This window comes from Teichococcus vastitatis, from assembly GCF_003604215.1.
GTDB lineage: Bacteria > Pseudomonadota > Alphaproteobacteria > Acetobacterales > Acetobacteraceae > Pseudoroseomonas > Pseudoroseomonas vastitatis.
In genome coordinates, this window is record NZ_QXGS01000051.1 from 1 (window position 1) to 16,433 (window position 16,433).

Consider the following 16,433-nt stretch of genomic DNA (forward strand, 5'->3'; position numbering starts at 1 on the left):
CGACATTCTCGCCGCCATCCAGCGCTTCTGCCTTCGCTCCCAGACGATCGGAGGAACTACGGAATCAGGACACTAGCGCTTCTTCATACCAGCAGGCTCCTTCCCAGAAGGCCAACTCTCTCAGTTCGGTTGCCGACCTCATGGGGAAAGGTCACAAGGACGGGTCCCTCACGACCGGCTCAGCCCGGCTCAGGATTCGCTTGGCTTGATGTCCATCGCACGCGTCCGTTCATCCATGCGCGGCTCGTGCTTCAGACCTCTCTTCACTGCCCAGGTGTTGACAAGCTGGTGCAGCGGGAAGATGGCCACGTCATCCATTGCCATCTTCACCGCCTGCTGCAACAGCTTCTCACGCTCCTTGTCGTTCAGGGTGCTGGTGGCCTTGACCGTCAACGCGTCCAGTCCCGGGTTGCTGTAGCGGCCGGAATTGTTGGCGCCGAAGCGGGTTTCCTGGCTGTAGGTGCCCATGATGTTCACCAGGGCATAGGAAGCCTCGCCTGTCAGGCTGCCCCAGCCCATCAGCCTGATGCCGAATTCCTGCCGATTGGAGCGGACGGAGTAGGTGGACCAGGGCAAGGCGTCGACGGTGGTCTGCACGCCGACGCGCGTCCACATCTGCGCCACGGCCTGGGCGGTCTTGGCGTCGTTGGGGTAGCGGTCGTTAGGCGTGTGCAGGGTCAGCCTGAAACCCTGCGGGAAGCCTGCCTCGGTCAGCAGCTTTCTGGCGCCGTCAAGATCCTGCACCGGCACCGTCACATCCGGGTTATAGGAATAGGTGCCCGGCGGCAGCCATTGCCCGGCGGGCTTGGCGGTGTTTTCCATCACGCGCTCAGCCAGGGCTTCGCGGTTGATGGCGATGGACAGCGCACGGCGCACCCGCAGATCGTTGAACGGATTCCTCGCCAGGGGCTTGCCATTATTGTCGGTGACGAAGACCGGGTTCTCGTCGCGCGAGCGGTCCGCCGCGAGGTAGATAAGGCGCAAGCCCTGGATCGAGCTCACCTGCAGCGTCGGCTCCTGCTGCAGCTTGGGGATGTCGGAGGTGGGAACGGTATCGATGATGTCCACATCGCCCGACAGGATTGCCGCCGTGCGTGCGCCGGGATTGGAGATGATGCGGAAATCCACCGTCGCCCAGTCGGGCTTGCCGCCCCAGTAAGCATCGTTGCGCGTCATCTGCACGCGATTGCCAGGCGTGTAGGAGGAGAAACGGTACGGCCCGGTGCCGATCACCGCCTTTCCGCTGTTGTAATCCTCGGTGGTGGCAGCCTCTCCGACGTGCCGGGATATGATAAAGAGCGACGCGAAGTCCACCGGCAGCAGCGGATAAGGACCGGGGGTGTGGAAGCGGATGGTCAGTGGATCTACGATCTCGACGCGCTTCACGCCGCGGACAAAGGCGCCGAAGCCGCCGGGGCTATTGGGCACATCAGGCGCACGCTTGATGGTGAACGCCACATCCTCGGCGGTGAAGTCTTGCCCGTCATGCCACTTGACGCCCGGGCGCAGCTTGAACTCCCACACGTCAGGAGCGATCGCTTCCCAAGACTTGGCCAGTGCAGGCTGCAGCTTGGCGCTGCTGTCGAACTCGGTCAGCCGTTCAAAGAAATGGGCGGCGGCGCTGTGGTTGGGTGAGGCGTTATAGAAGTGCGGATCCAGTGAGGTGACGGAGCCGCCGATAGCAATCGCGATGTTCTGTGCTTCCGCCATGCGGGGCGACAGGGCCAGGGCGACCGCGCCTGCCAGCAGGGCGGCCCGGAACTTCGGCATCAGGGTATTCATGGACGAATGCCTCCTTGCGTGACGGTGCAGACATCAGAAAGAACCGTGGCATCCTCAATCGATCGAAGCGCCAGACGCCTTGACGATCGGTACCCAAAGATCGACCTCGTCCTTGACGTACTGGGCGAAACGCTCGGGCGAATAGCCGCGCATCGGCGGTGTTCCCATCTCGTCCAGCCGCTGGCGGATGGTGGCGTCGCCCAGCGCCTCATCCACTGCCGCCGCCATGCGCTCGACAGTGGACTTCGCCAGGCCCGAGGGACCGAAGATGCCGTACCAGGAATAGGCCTTGTAGCCAGGCAGCCCGGCCTCGGCGGCCGTTGGCACGTCCGGCATCAGGTTAGACCGCTCATCTGTCGCGACAAACAGCGTCTTCACCTGCCCATCGCGGTTGTAGGGCAGCATCAGGCTGGGAATGTCGCTGTTGAACTGCACCTCACCGGCCAGCAAGGCGGTGAAGACCTGCCCGGCGCCGCGATAGGGCACATGCACCGCCTGCGCGCCGATGCGTTGCAGGAAATTGGCCGAGGCCAGATGACCGGTGGAGCCAATGCCGCTGCTGCCATAGGAGTATTTGTTGGGGTTGGCTTTCAGCTGCGCGATCCACTCCGCCGTGTCGCGCACCTTCAGTCCCTTGGTGATGACGCTGTGGCAGATGGGGATGAAATTGGTCGGCGCGATGGCCGTCAAATCCTTCACCGGATCATAGGGCAGGTTCTTGTAGAGCCCCGCCGCCACGCCGGTGGAAGACAATGTGGCCAGCACGAAGGTGTAGCCATCCGGCCGTGACTTGGCGACGAAATCGGTGCCGAGGACGCTGCCTGCGCCGGGCTTGTTCTCGACGATGACGTTCTGCCCCAGCAACTCGCCAAGCTTCGGCGCCAGCAGCCGCACCGTGATGTCGGTGCCGCCGCCTGGGCCGAACGGCACGATCAGGCTGATCGGCCGGGCCGGCCAGGCGCCGCTCTGCGCACGCGACACCGCGGGCGCCACCAGCGCGGCCCCCGCCAACGTTACCAGGCCGCGCCGGCCCAGGGCCGGAACAGGGCAGGCTTTCCTTGTCTCGCTCATTGTCTCTCGCTCCTGCGTGGGTCGCAGTGTTTCGGGCGTTTCCCGCCGGATCTTCGTCCGGCTGGCCGTCAGAATGATCCGCCATTGACGGGCAGCAGCTGCCCGGTGACGAATTTGGCAAGGTCCGAGGCGAAGAACATCGTGGCATCGGCGATGTCATGCGCCTCGCCCAGTCGGCCGAGCGCGATGCCGGACAGGGTCGCGGCACGCCGCTCCTCGGTCTGGGTCTGCCAGCCGCCCTGCTTGTCGGCATCGGTCAGCACCAGCCCGGGCGCCACGCTGTTCACGGTGATGCCGTGCGGACCCAGTTCCATCGCCATCTGCCGCGTCAGGCCGACCACCGCGTGCTTCGCCGTGCAATAGGCCTGGATGCGGGTACGGGCAGGCCGAAACGCGGCGCCGGAACTGATGTTGACGATGCGCCCGCATCCGGCGCGCTTCATGCCTGGCGCGGCGGCACGGATGGTCGCGAAGGTGGCGCCGAGATTGAGGGCCATGATGGCGTCCCAATCCTCGTCCGGCACCCCCTCCACAGGGCGGTGGTGCTGCCCCATCATGCCGCCGGCATTGTTCACCAGGATATCGATGGCGCGCCCCGCCGCGCGCTCCACATCCGCGATCCAGGCGGCCGCCGCGGAGCGGTCGGTCAGGTCGGCCGTGGCAATGTGCATCGTGCTGCCTTCGGCCGTCGCCTCTAGCCCGGCGCGATCGATATCCGTCGCGTGCACCTCGGCACCTCGCTCCGCGAAGCTGCGGGCGATGGCGCGGCCGAAACCCATCGCCGTACCTGTCACGGCCACCACCTTGCCCTCGAAATCCAGCGTCATCCCGTTCTCGCCTCCCGCCTGGCCCTATGGCCCTCCGCCTCTTCCAGAATGCACAGCGCCAGCGCGGCACCGGCATCGTTGTGGTCCAGACAGAGCGCCTCGGCCTCCGCCGGCCGGCCGGCGGCGATCGCGTCGCGGATGGCGGCATAGGCGGCCAGCCCTTCCCGCACCCGATGGGGCAGTGCCATGGACAGGTTGCGCAGCAGCGCCAGCCGGTTGTGCACGGAGGCCAGCATCTGTTGCAGCACGGCATTGCCGCTGCCCGCACCGATGGCAGCGTGGAATGCGTCGCCGGACTGAACAATGGCGCGGTGGTCCGCCGCCGCCGCTCCCTGCCCCAGGGCTTCCGTTGCCGAGGCGATGGCGGCCAGCGCCGCCGCCGGGCGCGCCGCGGCGCAGAGCCGGGCAGCGTAGCCCAGCAAGACGCCGCGCACGCCATAGAGCTGACGCGCGTCTTCCACCGTCATGGACATGACGAAGGGTCCGCGATGCGGGCGCAGGGTGACCAGCCCCTCGGCCTCCAGCTGTCGCAGGGCTTCACGGACGGAGGCGCGGCTGGCGCCAGTCAGCTCGCATAGCTCGCGCTCCACCAGCTTCTGACCGGGCATGAAACGGCCGGACACGATGGCCCTCCGCAGAATGTCGCCGAGTGCCGAGCGCAGGGTGACGATCTGCGGCGCGGCTCGGAGGTCGAGGTTGTTCGAAACAACGTCCATCAGACTCTTCATAGAAGATTGTTAGACAAACGGTCAATCGGTTGACGCATCGGCTAGCCTTGCCAGACACTGCACGAACAAGCGGCGAAGGAGGCGGCGATGGCAGAGCCTGTGGTCATCTGGGGGGCGGGGGCGATCGGCGGCACGATCGGCGCCTGCCTGCGGCGCGCCGGACATGAGGTGCTGTTCGTGGATCTGGTGCCGGAGCATGTGGCCGCCATCCGCGGGGAAAGGCTGCAGATCGAAGGGCCTGTCGCCGAGTTCGCCACCGGCGGCCCGGCTCTTCTGCCGCAGGATGTGCGTGGGCAACATAAGCTGGTCATCCTTGCCGTGAAGGCGCACCACACGGAGGCCGCCACCCGCGCCCTGGCGCCGCATCTGGCGGCGGATGGGGCGGTGGTGTCCTGCCAGAATGGCCTCAACGAGCTAACCATCGCCAAGATCGTCGGGCGCGAGCGCACGATCGGCGCTTTCGTGAACTTCTATGCCGATTATCTGGCGCCCGGTCACATCGCCTACGCCAAGCGGGGCGCGGTGGTGGTGGGCGAGCTGGATGGCAGCCGCACGCCGCGGCTGGAAGCGCTGCACGCCCTGCTGAGAGATTTCGACGCTGATGCCGTGCTCAGCGACAACGTCTTCGGTTATCTCTGGGGCAAGGCGGGCTATGGCGCCATCCTCAAGGCCTCCGCCCTGACAAACGACACCATTGCCGACTTCATCGCGGCACCCGAGCGGCAGGTGCTGATCCGCCGGCTAGTGCGGGAGATCCTGGCGGTGGCCGCGGCGGAAGGCGTGACACCGCTCGGCTTCGACGGCTTCGATCCGCTCGCCTTCATGCGCGGGGATAAGGCGGCGATGGCGGATTGCATGCGGCGCATGGAGGGCTTCAATCGGGCTTCGGCCAAGCCGCGCAGCGGCATCTGGCGCGATCTGGCAGTGCGCAAGCGGCAGACCGATGTTGCGGCGCAGCTGAACCCAGTGCGGGCCGCGGCGCGTGGCCATGGCCTCACCACCCCCCTCGCCGATGCGCTGGTCCGCCTGATCGGCGAGATCGAGCAGGGGCAGCGCGCCATTGGTCAGGAGACCGCCGATGTGTTGAGCCAGATGGCCGCCCAGCACTGAAAAGCAGGAAGCGAAACCGATGAGCGATAAGCAGCCTCACCCCGCCGGCAACCCCTGGGACTGGCCGGAGCCTGTCTGGCGCGGCGTGGTGGATCGCGCGCGGGCCGGCCGAAGCCTGCGTCCGCGCGCCTGGCCAGGAGGCGCGCGCTGTGCCGTCGCCCTGTCCTTTGACGCGGATCACGAGACCATCCCGCTGCGTGACGCGGATGAAAGCCCCATGCGCATCAGCCAGGGCCAGTACGGCGCACGTGCCGCCATGCCGCGCATCCGCACCCTACTGAGGCAGGAAGGCATCAAGGCTACCTTTTTCTACCCGGCCGTCTCTGCCCTGCTGCACCCGGAGGAGGCGCGCGGCGTGGCCGAGGAAGGACATGAGATCGGCATCCACTCCTGGATCCATGAGCGCAACACCATCCTTCCTTATGAGGTGGAGCGCGATCTCGCCTTCCGCGCGCGCGACACGCTGGAGCAAGTGACGGGTCAGCGCCCCGTCGGCATGCGCACGGCGAGTTGGGATTTCTCGCTCCGCACGCTCGACATCATCCGCGAGATGGGCCTGCTCTATGACAGCAGCCTGATGGCTGATGACGATGCATATGAACTGACCGTGGGCGGCGAGGCCACAGGCATCGTCGAGCTGCCGCCGGAATGGATCCGCGATGATGCTGTCTACTTCAACATGAATCGCTTCGGCGGGCTGCGCCCCTACACGCCTCCCTCGGCTGTCGCCGAGATCTTCCTGGCGGAACTGGACGGCGCCCATGCCGAAGGCGGTCTCTACCTGCTGACGATGCATCCGCATCATATCGGCCATCGCAGCCGCATGCCTGTGCTGGAGAAGGTGATTGCCGCCGCCAAGGCGAAGGGTGATTGCTGGTTCGCCAGTCATGCCGAAGTCGCGGCTTGGTGCAAGGACAATGCTGTATGACCCCCTCGCGATCCGCCATTGTCACCGGTGGTGCCCGGGGCATTGGGCGCGGCTGCGCCCTTGCCCTTGCGCGACAAGGCTTCGACATCGCGTTGGTCGACCTGCTGTCGAAAGAGATGGACCGAACGCGCGGCGAGATCGAGGCGCTGGGCCGGCACGCCCTGTGCTTCGAGGCCGATACCTCGGATTTCGCGCGCGCCAGACAGGTTGTGGCCGAAATCCAGACCGCCTTCGGTCGCATTGACTTCCTGCTGAACAATGCAGGCAAGGCGCAGCCCAAAGGCATTCTCGATATTGCCGAGGATGAGTATGACCGCACGATCGCGATCAATTTGAAAAGCTGCTTCAACTACATCCACGCCGCGGCGCCGCTGATGCTCGCGCAGGGCGGCGGGCGGATCGCCTCCATCTCCTCCCTCAACGCGCTGTCTGGCGGTGTCACGGCGGCGGTTAGCCGCTTTGCCTACGCCACGGCCAAAGCCGGCATCCTTGGCATGACGCGCGCCCTGGCCAAGGAACTCGGGCCTACCATCCTGATCAACGCTGTCTGTCCGGGCCTGATCGAAACAGAATTGGCGAAGAACCACGTCATCATCGAGCGAGGCGCACAGCTTGCGAGAGAGGGCATCGCTCTTGGCCGCGTGGGCAAAGTGGATGACGTTGCACAACTTGTTGTATTCTTGGCCACATCGGAGCCCTGCTTCATTACCGGCCAGCACTTCGTGGTGGACGGCTTCCAGTATCACGTCTGAGGGCCACAGCCTGAACAAGGAGCACGAGAACATCTGAACTGGCGCAGGCAGATGGTCGCTCAGGCGAGTGCTGTGAGGGACTCCCGGGAGGTCAGCGCGGCATTCATAGCGGATGGTCAAGCGCCGGAACTGGTTCAGTCAGGCGAAGGGGCGTTCCACCACCCGGCGATGGACGGCCCAGTCGGGCGCTGCTCTCGGTGCCTTGCCGTGCAATATGGGGGATGATGCCGCACGCGTGGCACTCACTTCGGCAGCGGCCATGGTCGTAGGCTTTGTCGGCGTGCAGCTTGCCCGCCTGCGGGGTTGTCGCCTTCGATACCTGCCCTGATTAGCCTCCATCAACTGGCCCGGGCAAGATTCTAGTGGATCATGGGCAGTGACGGGGCCGATGAGCCATTGGAACTGGGATGGGGCGCTGATCTGGCGCTTCCTGGCACAATCACCTCCGGGGCTGGTGGCCTGTAGCCGAACGAGGAATGGGGGTGAGCGGTGTTGTCGTGCACCCGCCACTGCTCGATCAGCACTTTGGCTTCGGCCAGCGAGTTGAACACCTCGCCGTTGAGCAGTTCATCGCGCAGCTTGCGGTTGAAGCTCTCCACGTAGCCGTTCTCCCAGGGGCTGCCGGGCTCAATGAAGGCGGTCTTCGCGCCCACGCCGTGGATCCAGCCCTGCACGGCCTTGGCCACGAGCTCAGGGCTATTGTCCGACCGAACATGCACGGGCGTGCCGCGGGCGATGAACAGGTCCGTCAGCACATCGATGACGTCGAGGGAGTTCAGCTTGCGTGTCACCCGGATGGCCAGGCATTCGCGGGTGAACTCATCCACCACGTTCAGCATGCGGAGCTGCGCCCGTCGCGCGTCCGGTCCTCCACGAAGTCATAGGCCCAGACATGATGCGGACGCTCGGGGCGCAGCCGCACGCAGGAGCCGTCGTTGAGCCAGAGCCGCCCACGCCTGGGCTGGCGAGCAGGCACCTTCAGTCCCTTACGGCGCCAGATGCGCTCCATCCGCTTGTGGTTGCAGCACCAGCCCTCCTTCCGGAGCAGCGCCGTGATCCGGCGGTAGCCGTAGCGGCCGTATTGCCGGGCCAGGTCAATAATCGCCGCCGTCAGCGCCGCTTCGTCGCCCGGAGGGACTGGCGCCTGCCGCTGCGTCGAGCGATGCCGGCCCAGCACGCGACAGGCAAAGCGTTCCGAGACGCTCAATGCCGCCGTGACATGCTGCACCGCCGCCCGGCGGCGCGCGGCGCTCAGAAGTTTCCCGAGGCGTCAGACGCAGTGCGTCTGACCCTCCAGCACCAGCTTCTCCAGCGTCAGATCCGCTACGGTCCTGCGCAGGCGGCCATTCTTCTGCTCCAGCTGCTTCAGGCGCCTCACCTGATCCAGCTTCAGACCGCCATACTCCGATCGCCAGCGATCATACGCCGCCTCCGTGACCCCGATCACCCGGACACCCTCGGCCACCGTCTTGCCCTGCCCCACCAACACCTCGACCTGGCGCAGTTTGGCCACGATCTCTTCCGGCTTGTGCTGCTTCTTCGCCGTCTCCGCCTCCTCCGCGTCCCGCCAATCTCACATCAGCGCCGGTCCGCTTTTAAGGGCACACGTCAGCCCGCCCCAGCGCCATGATCAGCGCCATGGCGGCATCGATCTTCTGCTCCCGTCGGGCCTTGCGGATAGACGTTGCCCCCGGCGTCGTTGCTGCGCGGCGTCGAACAGGAGGTGCCGATTGTTGCCCCAGACCGGCCCGTCACCGACCCGGATGTGCGCTACGGCGAACTGAGCCGCCAGCGCTCCCTTGGTGCCATGCCGCCAGGTGACCGACGCTGGGCCTGCGTGGCCAGGGCCTTCTCCGCCTCCAGCGGCTCCTCGTCAGGCACTGGCTTACGAGTCCGACCTGGCGGCGGCACCAGCCTTACCCCGGCGCTGTAGACCTTCTGGTTGCGCGGAATGCCCACCGCCCAGCGCGGGCCCCGAGCATCGAGGCCCTGACGGAACGCGGCACTCGCGCCGTAGCCCGCATCCGCCAGCACGGTGCCGAACCGCATGCCGGAAGTCAGCAGCCGGTCGAGTTCTGCCAGCGCGATCTCACCCTTGGTGAGCGGCACCATCGCTGCCTCCGGCACGCCAGCCCGGGCACAACGCCCCGGATCGCCGGTCCACTCCCCCGGCAGGAACAGCCGCGGGCCGACCGGGACAGGCACCTCGCCCTGCGCCAGGGTGAGTGACACCAGCGACTGACAGTTGGCCTTCTTGCCGAGCTGGCCGCAGTACTGCGGCAGCACGCCGACCGACATCGTGCCCTTCTTGGGCAACGCCGTGTCGTCGATCACCAGCCACGCCTGCGGACCACCCACCAGCTTGTCCGCCTGCTGCGCCAGCACGGACCAGAGCGGCGCGCCGTCCCAGGCCGGACTGGCGATGAAGTGCTGCAACTGGTCATGGCCGCCCAACCCCAGGCGGGCCGCCATCGGCCGCAGGCTCTTGCGCTCACCAGATCCGAGCAGGCCCCGCAGGTAGAGCGGCGCCCAGCTGCGGCGGGTCTTGCTGCATCACCTCCAGGAACGGCGCCAGCCAACGAACCAGGTCCGCTCCACCGCCAGGAATGCTCGTCATCGACACCGCCTCCATCAGGGCATCGCATCCCGCTTGCGCTGCCACGGCAGCCGACCACTCTAGCCAGGACCAGCGGCATCCCTCGTCTCTGCCATCGTCGCGCACCCCATCAGCGGATACCGCCCGCTTGCGGAGTGTCTCAATTAATCGTGGTGCAGAGAACGATGAGTCAGGCAGAAAGACCTAAGACGGAGGGCACCCGGAACCGGCTCGGCCCTGAAAATCGTTGCGCCGCCGGTTCATGCCCTATTTAATGCGCCCAGCACTTTCGTCGAAAAACGCAAGGCCGGAGGAAACGTCATGGTTGGGTACTCGGAAGGCCGAGGCCGTCGTCCATGCTGATCTATATCCTGCGGCGACTCGGCTTCGCGTTCATCACCTGCATCTTCATCTCCGTACTGACCTTCGCCATCATCCGGCTACCGCCGGGCGACTTCGTCGATGCCTACATCGCCAACCTCGCCGCAAGCGGCAGCTCGATCTCCATCGATCAGGCGGAGGCGATGCGGCGCGCCTACGGGCTCGATCAGTCGATTTTCGTCCAGTACTGGAGCTGGATGGTGCGAGTTCTGCAGGGTGATTTCGGCGTCTCGATGATGTGGCGCCGGCCGGTCACCGAGGTGATCGGCGACCGCCTTTGGCTTACCATGGTCGTGTCGCTCGCCGCCCTGTTCCTCACATGGATCATCGCGCTGCCCATCGGGATCTACTCGGCGGTGCGGCAATACTCCATTGGCGACTACATCTTCACCATGCTGGGCTTCATCGGGCTCGCCATTCCCAATTTCCTCCTGGCGTTGATCCTGATGTATTTCGGCTTCCGCTATCTCGGGCTCAACGTCGGCGGCCTGTTCTCTGCGGAATATGTCCAGGCGCCCTGGAGCCTCGGGCGGGCCTGGGATCTCGCCAAGCACCTGCCGCTGCCGGCGGCGGTGCTGGCCATCGCCGGAACGGCGCAGCTTATCCGCATCATGCGCGCCAACCTGCTCGACGAGCTGCGCAAACCCTATGTGGTCACCGCCCGCGCCAAGGGTTTAACCGAGCGTCGCGCGATCCTAAAATACCCGGTGCGCGCCGCGCTCAATCCTTTCGCCAGCTCCGTCGCCTACCTTTTTCCATACCTTGTCTCGGGCAGCATCATCGTATCGCTCGTTCTCGGCCTTCCCACTGTCGGACCGCTGCTGTTGCAGGCGCTGGTCGCGCAGGACATGTTCCTGGCTGGCGCCATCGTCATGATGCTCGGCGTGATGACGGTGGTCGGCACCCTGATCTCCGACCTGCTGCTGATGTGGATCGATCCGCGCATCCGGCTGGAGGGACGCTGATGAGCGTGACAGTGGCCAACGATCCTCCCGTTACGGCCCCAGAGGTACGCTTCGCGCAGGCAACGCAGCTGCAGCTGACCTGGTGGCGCTTCCGCCGGCACAAGCTGGCCCTGGCAAGCTTGGTGCTGGTCGTGCTGTTCTATTTGGTGGCGATCTTCGCCGACTTCCTCGCGGCCAACGACCCGCACGCGACGGATGCGCGCCGCAGCTTCATTCCACCGCAAGGTATCCATCTCTTCGACGAGGGCGGCTTCAACCCGCATGTCTACGGCCTGAAAGGCGTGCGCGACATGCGCACCTTCAAGCTGAGCTACACCCCCGACGCGTCACGGAAGCTTCCAGTGCGGCTCTTCGTTCGCGGCTACGACTATGACCTGCTCGGCTTCATCCCCACCAGTATCCATCTCTTCGGCATCGACGATGCCGGCCCAGGCGAGGGCGTCTTCCTGTTCGGTACCGATCAGCTTGGGCGCGATCTTTATTCCCGCATGATGGTCGCCACGCGCGTCTCGTTGTCGATCGGGCTGGCCGGCGTGACGCTCAGCCTATTCCTGGGCGTCCTGCTGGGCGGCATCTCCGGCCTTTACGGCGGCTGGGTGGACACGCTGATCCAGCGTCTGATCGAGCTGCTGCGATCGGTGCCCACCATCCCGCTCTGGATGGGGCTTGCGGCGGCCCTGCCCAACACCTGGAGCGTCACGCAAGTCTACTTCGCCATCACGCTCATCATCTCGCTGATCGGCTGGACCGACCTGGCGCGGGTGGTGCGCGGCCGCTTCCTGGCGCTCCGCGAGGAGGATTTCGTGATCGCTGCGGAGCTCGCCGGCGCCAGCCAGGGGCGCATCATCTTCCGCCACATGCTGCCCTCCTTTGCCAGCCACGTCATCGCCGCGACGACGCTGGCCCTGCCGGCGATGATCATCAGCGAGACCTCGCTGAGCTTCCTCGGCCTCGGGCTGCGGCCACCGGCGGTGAGCTGGGGCATCCTGCTGCAGGACGCGCAGAACATCCAGGTCCTCTCCGGCGCACCGTGGCTCCTGCTGGCCGCTGTACCGGTGACAGTGGTGATCCTGGCCTTCAACTTCCTCGGGGATGGATTGCGCGATGCTGCAGACCCCTATGGCTGATCACGCCGCACCCGCCGTCGCCCTGGCGGTGCGCGACCTTGCCGTGCAGTTCCGCAGCGAGCAAGGCGTGGTGCGTGCGCTGGACGGCGTGAGCTTCGACCTGCATGCCGGCCGCACGCTCGGCATCGTCGGCGAGAGCGGCTGTGGCAAGAGCGTGACGGCGCGCTCCATCCTCCGCCTCATCGACCACCCGGGCATCATCACGGGCGGGCGCATGGTGCTGGACCCCTCGACGCCGCGGGAGATCGACCTCGCCAGCCTCGATCCGGAGTCCCGGCAGATGCGCGAAGTGCGCGGCGGCCGCATCGGCCTGATCTTTCAGGAGCCCATGACCGCCCTGAGTGTGCACTACACGGTGGGCAACCAGCTCATCGAGGCGGTGCGGCAGCACCATTCCGTTTCCGTGGCCGAGGCACGCAACCGCGCCACCGAGCTGCTGCGCGACGTCGGCATTCCGCGCCCTGAGACCCGCATCGATGCCTATCCCTTCGAGCTCAGCGGCGGGCTGCGGCAGCGCGTCGGCATCGCCATGGCCCTGGCGGGCGACCCGGACATCGTCATCGCCGACGAACCCACCACGGCGCTGGACGTCACGACCCAGGCGCAGATCCTGTCCCTGCTGCGCGGCCTGCAGGAGGCGAAGAACATCTCCCTCATGCTGATCACGCACGACATGGGCGTGATTGCCGAGATGGCCGACGAGGTGACCGTGATGTATCTCGGCCGCGTCGTCGAGGTGGCGCCCGTGCGACAGCTTTTCGCCGCGCCGCGCCATCCTTATACCCGCGCCCTGCTGCGTGCCGTTCCGAGCATCCTGGCGCGGCCCCGCCAGCGGCTTTCCACTATCGGCGGCGCGGTGCCGCATCCCGGGTCGCGCCCCTTCGGCTGTTCCTTCCATCCCCGCTGCGCCGAGCGTGTCGGAGCCGTGTGCATGGAGCGCATCCCGGACCCGGTGCCGCCCGGGCAGGCGGGCGCGAGCTGCTTCCGCACGGAGGTTCCGGCATGAACCTGCTTGAGGTCCAGGACCTGCAGAAGCACTACCCGATCCATGCGGGCCTGCTGCGGCGTGAGGTCGGCCGGGTCCGCGCGGTGGACGGGGTCAGCTTCCAGATCGCGCGCGGGGAGACGCTGGCCCTGGTGGGCGAGAGCGGCTGCGGCAAGACTACCGTGTCCCGCTGCATCCTGCGCGCGCTGACACCCACCTCGGGCGCGATCCGCTTCACGCCCGAGAACGGCCGCGCGGTGGACCTCGCCACCCTGCCGAAGCGGCAGATGCGGCCCCTCCGGCGCCACATCCAGATGATCTTCCAAGACCCTTACGCCTCGCTGAATCCGCGCATGATGGTGGGCGACATCATCACCGAGCCACTCAAGGTCAATGGCGTGCCGGCGGCGGAGCGGCGGGAGCGGCTGATGGAGCTGCTGGAGCTGGTGCAGATGCCGCCCGGCTCGCGCACCCGCTTCCCGCACGCTTTCAGCGGTGGCCAGCGACAGCGCATCGGTATCGCCCGCGCCCTGGCACTGCACCCGCAACTCATCGTCGCAGACGAGCCGGTCTCGGCGCTGGATGTCTCGGTGCAGGCGCAGATCATCAACCTGCTGCTCGACCTCCAGGACCGGCTCGGCCTTTCCATGCTGTTCGTCGCGCATGACCTGAGCGTGGTCCGCCATGTCAGCGACCGCGTCGCGGTCATGTATGTCGGGCGGATCGTCGAGGTGGCGCCGACCGACGCGCTCTACCGCGCGCCGCGCCATCCCTATACCGAGGCCCTGCTCGCCGCCGTGCCCGCGCCGGACCCGAACCGGCAGCACCGCCGCAGGGTGGCGCAGGGCGAGGTGGCCGACCCGGCCCGCCCACCGCCTGGCTGCGCCTTTCATCCACGCTGCCCCTACACCGTCGACCGCTGCCGCACCGAGCGGCCAGAGTTGGCTGCCACGGAGTCGGGGGGCTGGGTCAGTTGCCATCGCGCCCGTGAGCTCGAACTCGCCGGCGTTCGCTGAACGAAAACAAGGGAGAACGAAATGCGGCGCAGAGAGCTGGGGCTTCTGGCATTGGCGGGCTGGGCGGGGCAGGCTGCCGCGCAGTCCAGCGGCGGCTTCCACGATTCCGGCTTGGTCGGCACGCTGGAGGGTCCGAAGATCCTCACCGATCCGGCGCAGCGGCCAAAGCAGTTCAAGGAAGCGCCCTCGCTGGCCGAGCAGGTCCGCGCCGGCAAGCTGCCGCCCGTGGAGCAGCGGCTGCCGGAGGACGTGATGGTCATCCAACCGCTGCGCAGCGTCGGCAAATATGGCGGTACCTGGCGCCGCGGCTTCATCGGCCCGGGCGACCGTGAGAACGGCAACCGGCTGATGTCGGCCGACAAGCCGCTCTTCTTTGACGCCTCGGGCACCGAGCTGCAGCCCTGCCTAGTGCGGGACTGGGAGGTCAGCGAGGACGGGCGCCGGATCGTCCTTCACCTGCGGCGCGGGCTGCGCTGGTCCGACGGCACGCCCTGCACCGCCGATGACTGGCTGTTCTGGTTCAACGAGCTTTACAGCAATGCCGACCTGGTTCCCGCCCCGGCACCGGAGCTGGCCTCCAATGGCAAGCCGGGCCGCATGGTGAAGGTGGACGACGCGACGGTCGCCTTTGAGTTCGCCGAGCCCTACTTCTTGTTCCCGCAGATGCTCGCGGGCGACACGCTGGTGGGTGGCGGACAGACGCGCCTGCAGTCGGATGGCCGGACCTACGCGCTCTATGCCCCCGCGCATTACCTGAGACAGTATCTGCCCAAATACACTTCCGTGGAGGAGCTGACCCGGCAGGCCAAGGCGGCCGGCTTCGGCAACTGGGTCGAGCACTTCAAGTACAAATCCGACTGGTGCCTGAACCGGGAGCTGCCCACGCTGTGTGCCTGGCGCATGGTGCAGCCGATCAACACCCAACTCTGGGTGCTGGAGCGCAACCCCTACTACTACGCCGTGGACACGGAGGGGCAGCAGCTTCCTTATATCGACCGCGTGCAGATGACGCTGGCCGAGAATCCGGAGGTGGTGAACCTCCGTGCCGTTGCCGGCGAGTACGACTATCAGGAGCGCTTCATCGATCTAGGCAAGCTGCCCGTCCTCATTGAGAACCAGGACCGCAGCGGCTACCGCGTGCATCTCGATCTCGGGTTCAACGGTGCCGATTCCGCGCTCTACCCGACGCTGACCTACACGGATGACGCCGAAATCGGCAAATGGCTGCGCAACGCCGATTTCCGGCGTGCCCTGGCGCTCGGCATTGACCGTGAGCAGCTCAATCAAGCCTTCTGGCTCGGGCTCGGCACGCCGGGCTCGGTCATTCCCGAGGCCAGCATGCCGGAAAGCCCGGGCGAGGAATGGCGGAGCAAGTGGTCCACCCATGATCCCGCGCAAGCCGGCCGGCTACTCGACAAGATCGGGCTGAAGAAGGACCGCGAGGGTTTCCGGCTGCGCGGCGACAATGGCCAGCGGCTGCGCCTGGAGATCGCGGTGGCGCAGACGCTGTCCCCCACCTGGCCGCAGCAGGCCGAGATGGTGGTGCAGCACTGGCGCAAGATCGGCATCGCGGCCGATGTGAAGGTGATGGAGCGCAGCCTCTGGTACACCCGAGCCTATTCGGACCAGCACCAGATCGCGCTCTGGACCAACAACGGCACGGAAAGCCTTTATCTCTTCCCTCGCTACGCCCTGCCCGTCGATCCGCTGGGCGGCGTCATCAGCAACGCCTATGCCGCTTGGTACGGCTCCAACGGCGAGCGTGGCCAAGCGCCCGCCGAGCCGGAGATGAGGCGGGCCTTCGAGCTGATGCGCGCTGCGACCAGCCAGAAGCAGGAGCAGCGCAATGAGACGGCAAAGGAGATCTGGAAACTGGTGGTAGAGCAGCAATGGGGTATCGGATTGGTCGGACTTTCACCGGCCTTCATGGGTGTGCGGGTTGTGAATCGAACGCTGCAGAACGTTCCTGCACGAACGGCTATTTCGCAGCACTGCCGCACCCCTTGGGGAGGACACCCAGAACAGTGGTACTTTAGCTGATCGTCCGGCCGGCAGGGTGCCGGGCGATGTGGAGTTGCCCCCATCAAACTCCGATCGTCTGGGAGCGAAGGCAGAAGCGCTGGATGGCGGCGAGAATGTCGTCGGCAGATTTGGTCCAGCGGAAG

The 16,433-nt window shown here is 66.3% G+C and carries 12 protein-coding genes and 3 pseudogenes; 8 read left to right on the top strand and 7 right to left on the bottom strand.

Going from position 1 to position 16,433, the window contains the following annotated elements:
* Positions 1-189: 189 nt before the first annotated feature.
* From D2K64_RS21280 to D2K64_RS21295, 4 genes are all read right to left on the bottom strand, one after another.
* Complete coding sequence (locus D2K64_RS21280; RefSeq protein ID WP_238384355.1) at positions 190-1,782, bottom strand: ABC transporter substrate-binding protein; 1,593 nt, start codon at positions 1,780-1,782, stop codon at positions 190-192.
* A gap of 54 nt (positions 1,783-1,836) precedes the next feature.
* Positions 1,837-2,853, bottom strand: coding sequence for a Bug family tripartite tricarboxylate transporter substrate binding protein (locus tag D2K64_RS21285; RefSeq protein WP_120010382.1), 1,017 nt, complete (start codon positions 2,851-2,853; stop codon positions 1,837-1,839).
* A gap of 68 nt (positions 2,854-2,921) precedes the next feature.
* Entirely contained in the window at positions 2,922-3,680 is a 759-nt protein-coding gene (locus tag D2K64_RS21290) for an SDR family NAD(P)-dependent oxidoreductase (protein WP_120010383.1), read from the bottom strand.
* Positions 3,677-4,396 (bottom strand): GntR family transcriptional regulator, encoded by a 720-nt coding sequence (locus D2K64_RS21295; RefSeq protein ID WP_162306230.1) that lies wholly within the window; start codon positions 4,394-4,396, stop codon positions 3,677-3,679. Before D2K64_RS21295 ends, D2K64_RS21290 begins: the two co-directional genes overlap by 4 nt.
* A gap of 99 nt (positions 4,397-4,495) precedes the next feature.
* Here D2K64_RS21295 and D2K64_RS21300 point away from each other — a divergent pair, with 99 nt between their 5' ends.
* Genes D2K64_RS21300 through D2K64_RS21310 form a run of 3 tightly spaced genes read left to right on the top strand, consistent with a single transcriptional unit; the run spans position 4,496 to position 7,198 of the window.
* A complete protein-coding gene (locus tag D2K64_RS21300; protein ID WP_120010385.1) occupies positions 4,496-5,518 on the top strand; it encodes a ketopantoate reductase family protein in 1,023 nt (340 codons plus the stop codon).
* A gap of 19 nt (positions 5,519-5,537) precedes the next feature.
* On the top strand, positions 5,538-6,446 hold the full coding sequence (locus tag D2K64_RS21305) for a polysaccharide deacetylase family protein (protein ID WP_120010386.1): 909 nt from the start codon (positions 5,538-5,540) through the stop codon (positions 6,444-6,446).
* The gene (locus D2K64_RS21310) at positions 6,443-7,198 is read left to right on the top strand and encodes an SDR family NAD(P)-dependent oxidoreductase (RefSeq protein WP_120010387.1); all 756 of its coding nucleotides are present in this window, start codon (positions 6,443-6,445) and stop codon (positions 7,196-7,198) included. Before D2K64_RS21305 ends, D2K64_RS21310 begins: the two co-directional genes overlap by 4 nt.
* A 141-nt stretch (positions 7,199-7,339) precedes the next feature.
* On the opposite strand, the pseudogene D2K64_RS26305 reads toward D2K64_RS21310, so the two are convergent.
* From D2K64_RS26305 to D2K64_RS21325, 3 pseudogenes are all read right to left on the bottom strand, one after another.
* Positions 7,340-7,487: pseudogene (locus tag D2K64_RS26305) on the bottom strand (IS5/IS1182 family transposase); the annotation flags it as partial.
* A gap of 70 nt (positions 7,488-7,557) precedes the next feature.
* Positions 7,558-8,714, bottom strand: a pseudogene (locus D2K64_RS21320) (IS3 family transposase).
* Between the two features lie 228 nt (positions 8,715-8,942).
* Positions 8,943-9,815 (bottom strand): annotated as a pseudogene (locus D2K64_RS21325) (IS701 family transposase); the annotation flags it as partial.
* Between the two features lie 335 nt (positions 9,816-10,150).
* Here D2K64_RS21325 and D2K64_RS21330 point away from each other — a divergent pair.
* Genes D2K64_RS21330 through D2K64_RS21350 form a run of 5 tightly spaced genes read left to right on the top strand, consistent with a single transcriptional unit; the run spans position 10,151 to position 16,308 of the window.
* Complete coding sequence (locus D2K64_RS21330) at positions 10,151-11,140, top strand: ABC transporter permease (protein ID WP_120010388.1); 990 nt, start codon at positions 10,151-10,153, stop codon at positions 11,138-11,140.
* On the top strand, positions 11,140-12,267 hold the full coding sequence (locus D2K64_RS21335; protein ID WP_120010389.1) for an ABC transporter permease: 1,128 nt from the start codon (positions 11,140-11,142) through the stop codon (positions 12,265-12,267). The genes D2K64_RS21330 and D2K64_RS21335 overlap by 1 nt, the downstream gene beginning before the upstream one ends.
* On the top strand, positions 12,245-13,273 hold the full coding sequence (locus D2K64_RS21340; protein WP_202910785.1) for an ABC transporter ATP-binding protein: 1,029 nt from the start codon (positions 12,245-12,247) through the stop codon (positions 13,271-13,273). The genes D2K64_RS21335 and D2K64_RS21340 overlap by 23 nt, the downstream gene beginning before the upstream one ends.
* Positions 13,270-14,268 carry an ABC transporter ATP-binding protein gene (locus D2K64_RS21345; protein ID WP_120010391.1) on the top strand — a complete coding sequence of 333 codons (999 nt, stop codon included), beginning with the start codon at positions 13,270-13,272 and terminating at the stop codon, positions 14,266-14,268. The genes D2K64_RS21340 and D2K64_RS21345 overlap by 4 nt, the downstream gene beginning before the upstream one ends.
* Before the next feature lie 21 nt (positions 14,269-14,289).
* Positions 14,290-16,308: an ABC transporter substrate-binding protein gene (locus tag D2K64_RS21350; protein ID WP_120010392.1), complete on the top strand. Its 2,019-nt coding sequence runs from the start codon at positions 14,290-14,292 to the stop codon at positions 16,306-16,308.
* The last annotated feature ends 125 nt before the right edge of the window (positions 16,309-16,433 follow it).

Excerpts from the sequence above, each read along its gene's own strand:
- D2K64_RS21295 (WP_162306230.1), bottom strand. The coding sequence starts at position 4,396 with ATGGACGTTGTTTCGAACAACCTCGACCTCCGAGCCGCGCCGCAGATC.
- D2K64_RS21345 (WP_120010391.1), top strand. The coding sequence starts at position 13,270 with ATGAACCTGCTTGAGGTCCAGGACCTGCAGAAGCACTACCCGATCCAT.
- D2K64_RS21310 (WP_120010387.1), top strand. The coding sequence starts at position 6,443 with ATGACCCCCTCGCGATCCGCCATTGTCACCGGTGGTGCCCGGGGCATT.
- D2K64_RS21280 (WP_238384355.1), bottom strand. The coding sequence starts at position 1,782 with ATGAATACCCTGATGCCGAAGTTCCGGGCCGCCCTGCTGGCAGGCGCG.
- D2K64_RS21335 (WP_120010389.1), top strand. The coding sequence starts at position 11,140 with ATGAGCGTGACAGTGGCCAACGATCCTCCCGTTACGGCCCCAGAGGTA.
- D2K64_RS21285 (WP_120010382.1), bottom strand. The coding sequence starts at position 2,853 with ATGAGCGAGACAAGGAAAGCCTGCCCTGTTCCGGCCCTGGGCCGGCGC.
- D2K64_RS21330 (WP_120010388.1), top strand. The coding sequence starts at position 10,151 with ATGCTGATCTATATCCTGCGGCGACTCGGCTTCGCGTTCATCACCTGC.
- D2K64_RS21350 (WP_120010392.1), top strand. The coding sequence starts at position 14,290 with ATGCGGCGCAGAGAGCTGGGGCTTCTGGCATTGGCGGGCTGGGCGGGG.
- D2K64_RS21340 (WP_202910785.1), top strand. The coding sequence starts at position 12,245 with ATGCTGCAGACCCCTATGGCTGATCACGCCGCACCCGCCGTCGCCCTG.
- D2K64_RS21305 (WP_120010386.1), top strand. The coding sequence starts at position 5,538 with ATGAGCGATAAGCAGCCTCACCCCGCCGGCAACCCCTGGGACTGGCCG.
- D2K64_RS21300 (WP_120010385.1), top strand. The coding sequence starts at position 4,496 with ATGGCAGAGCCTGTGGTCATCTGGGGGGCGGGGGCGATCGGCGGCACG.
- D2K64_RS21290 (WP_120010383.1), bottom strand. The coding sequence starts at position 3,680 with ATGACGCTGGATTTCGAGGGCAAGGTGGTGGCCGTGACAGGTACGGCG.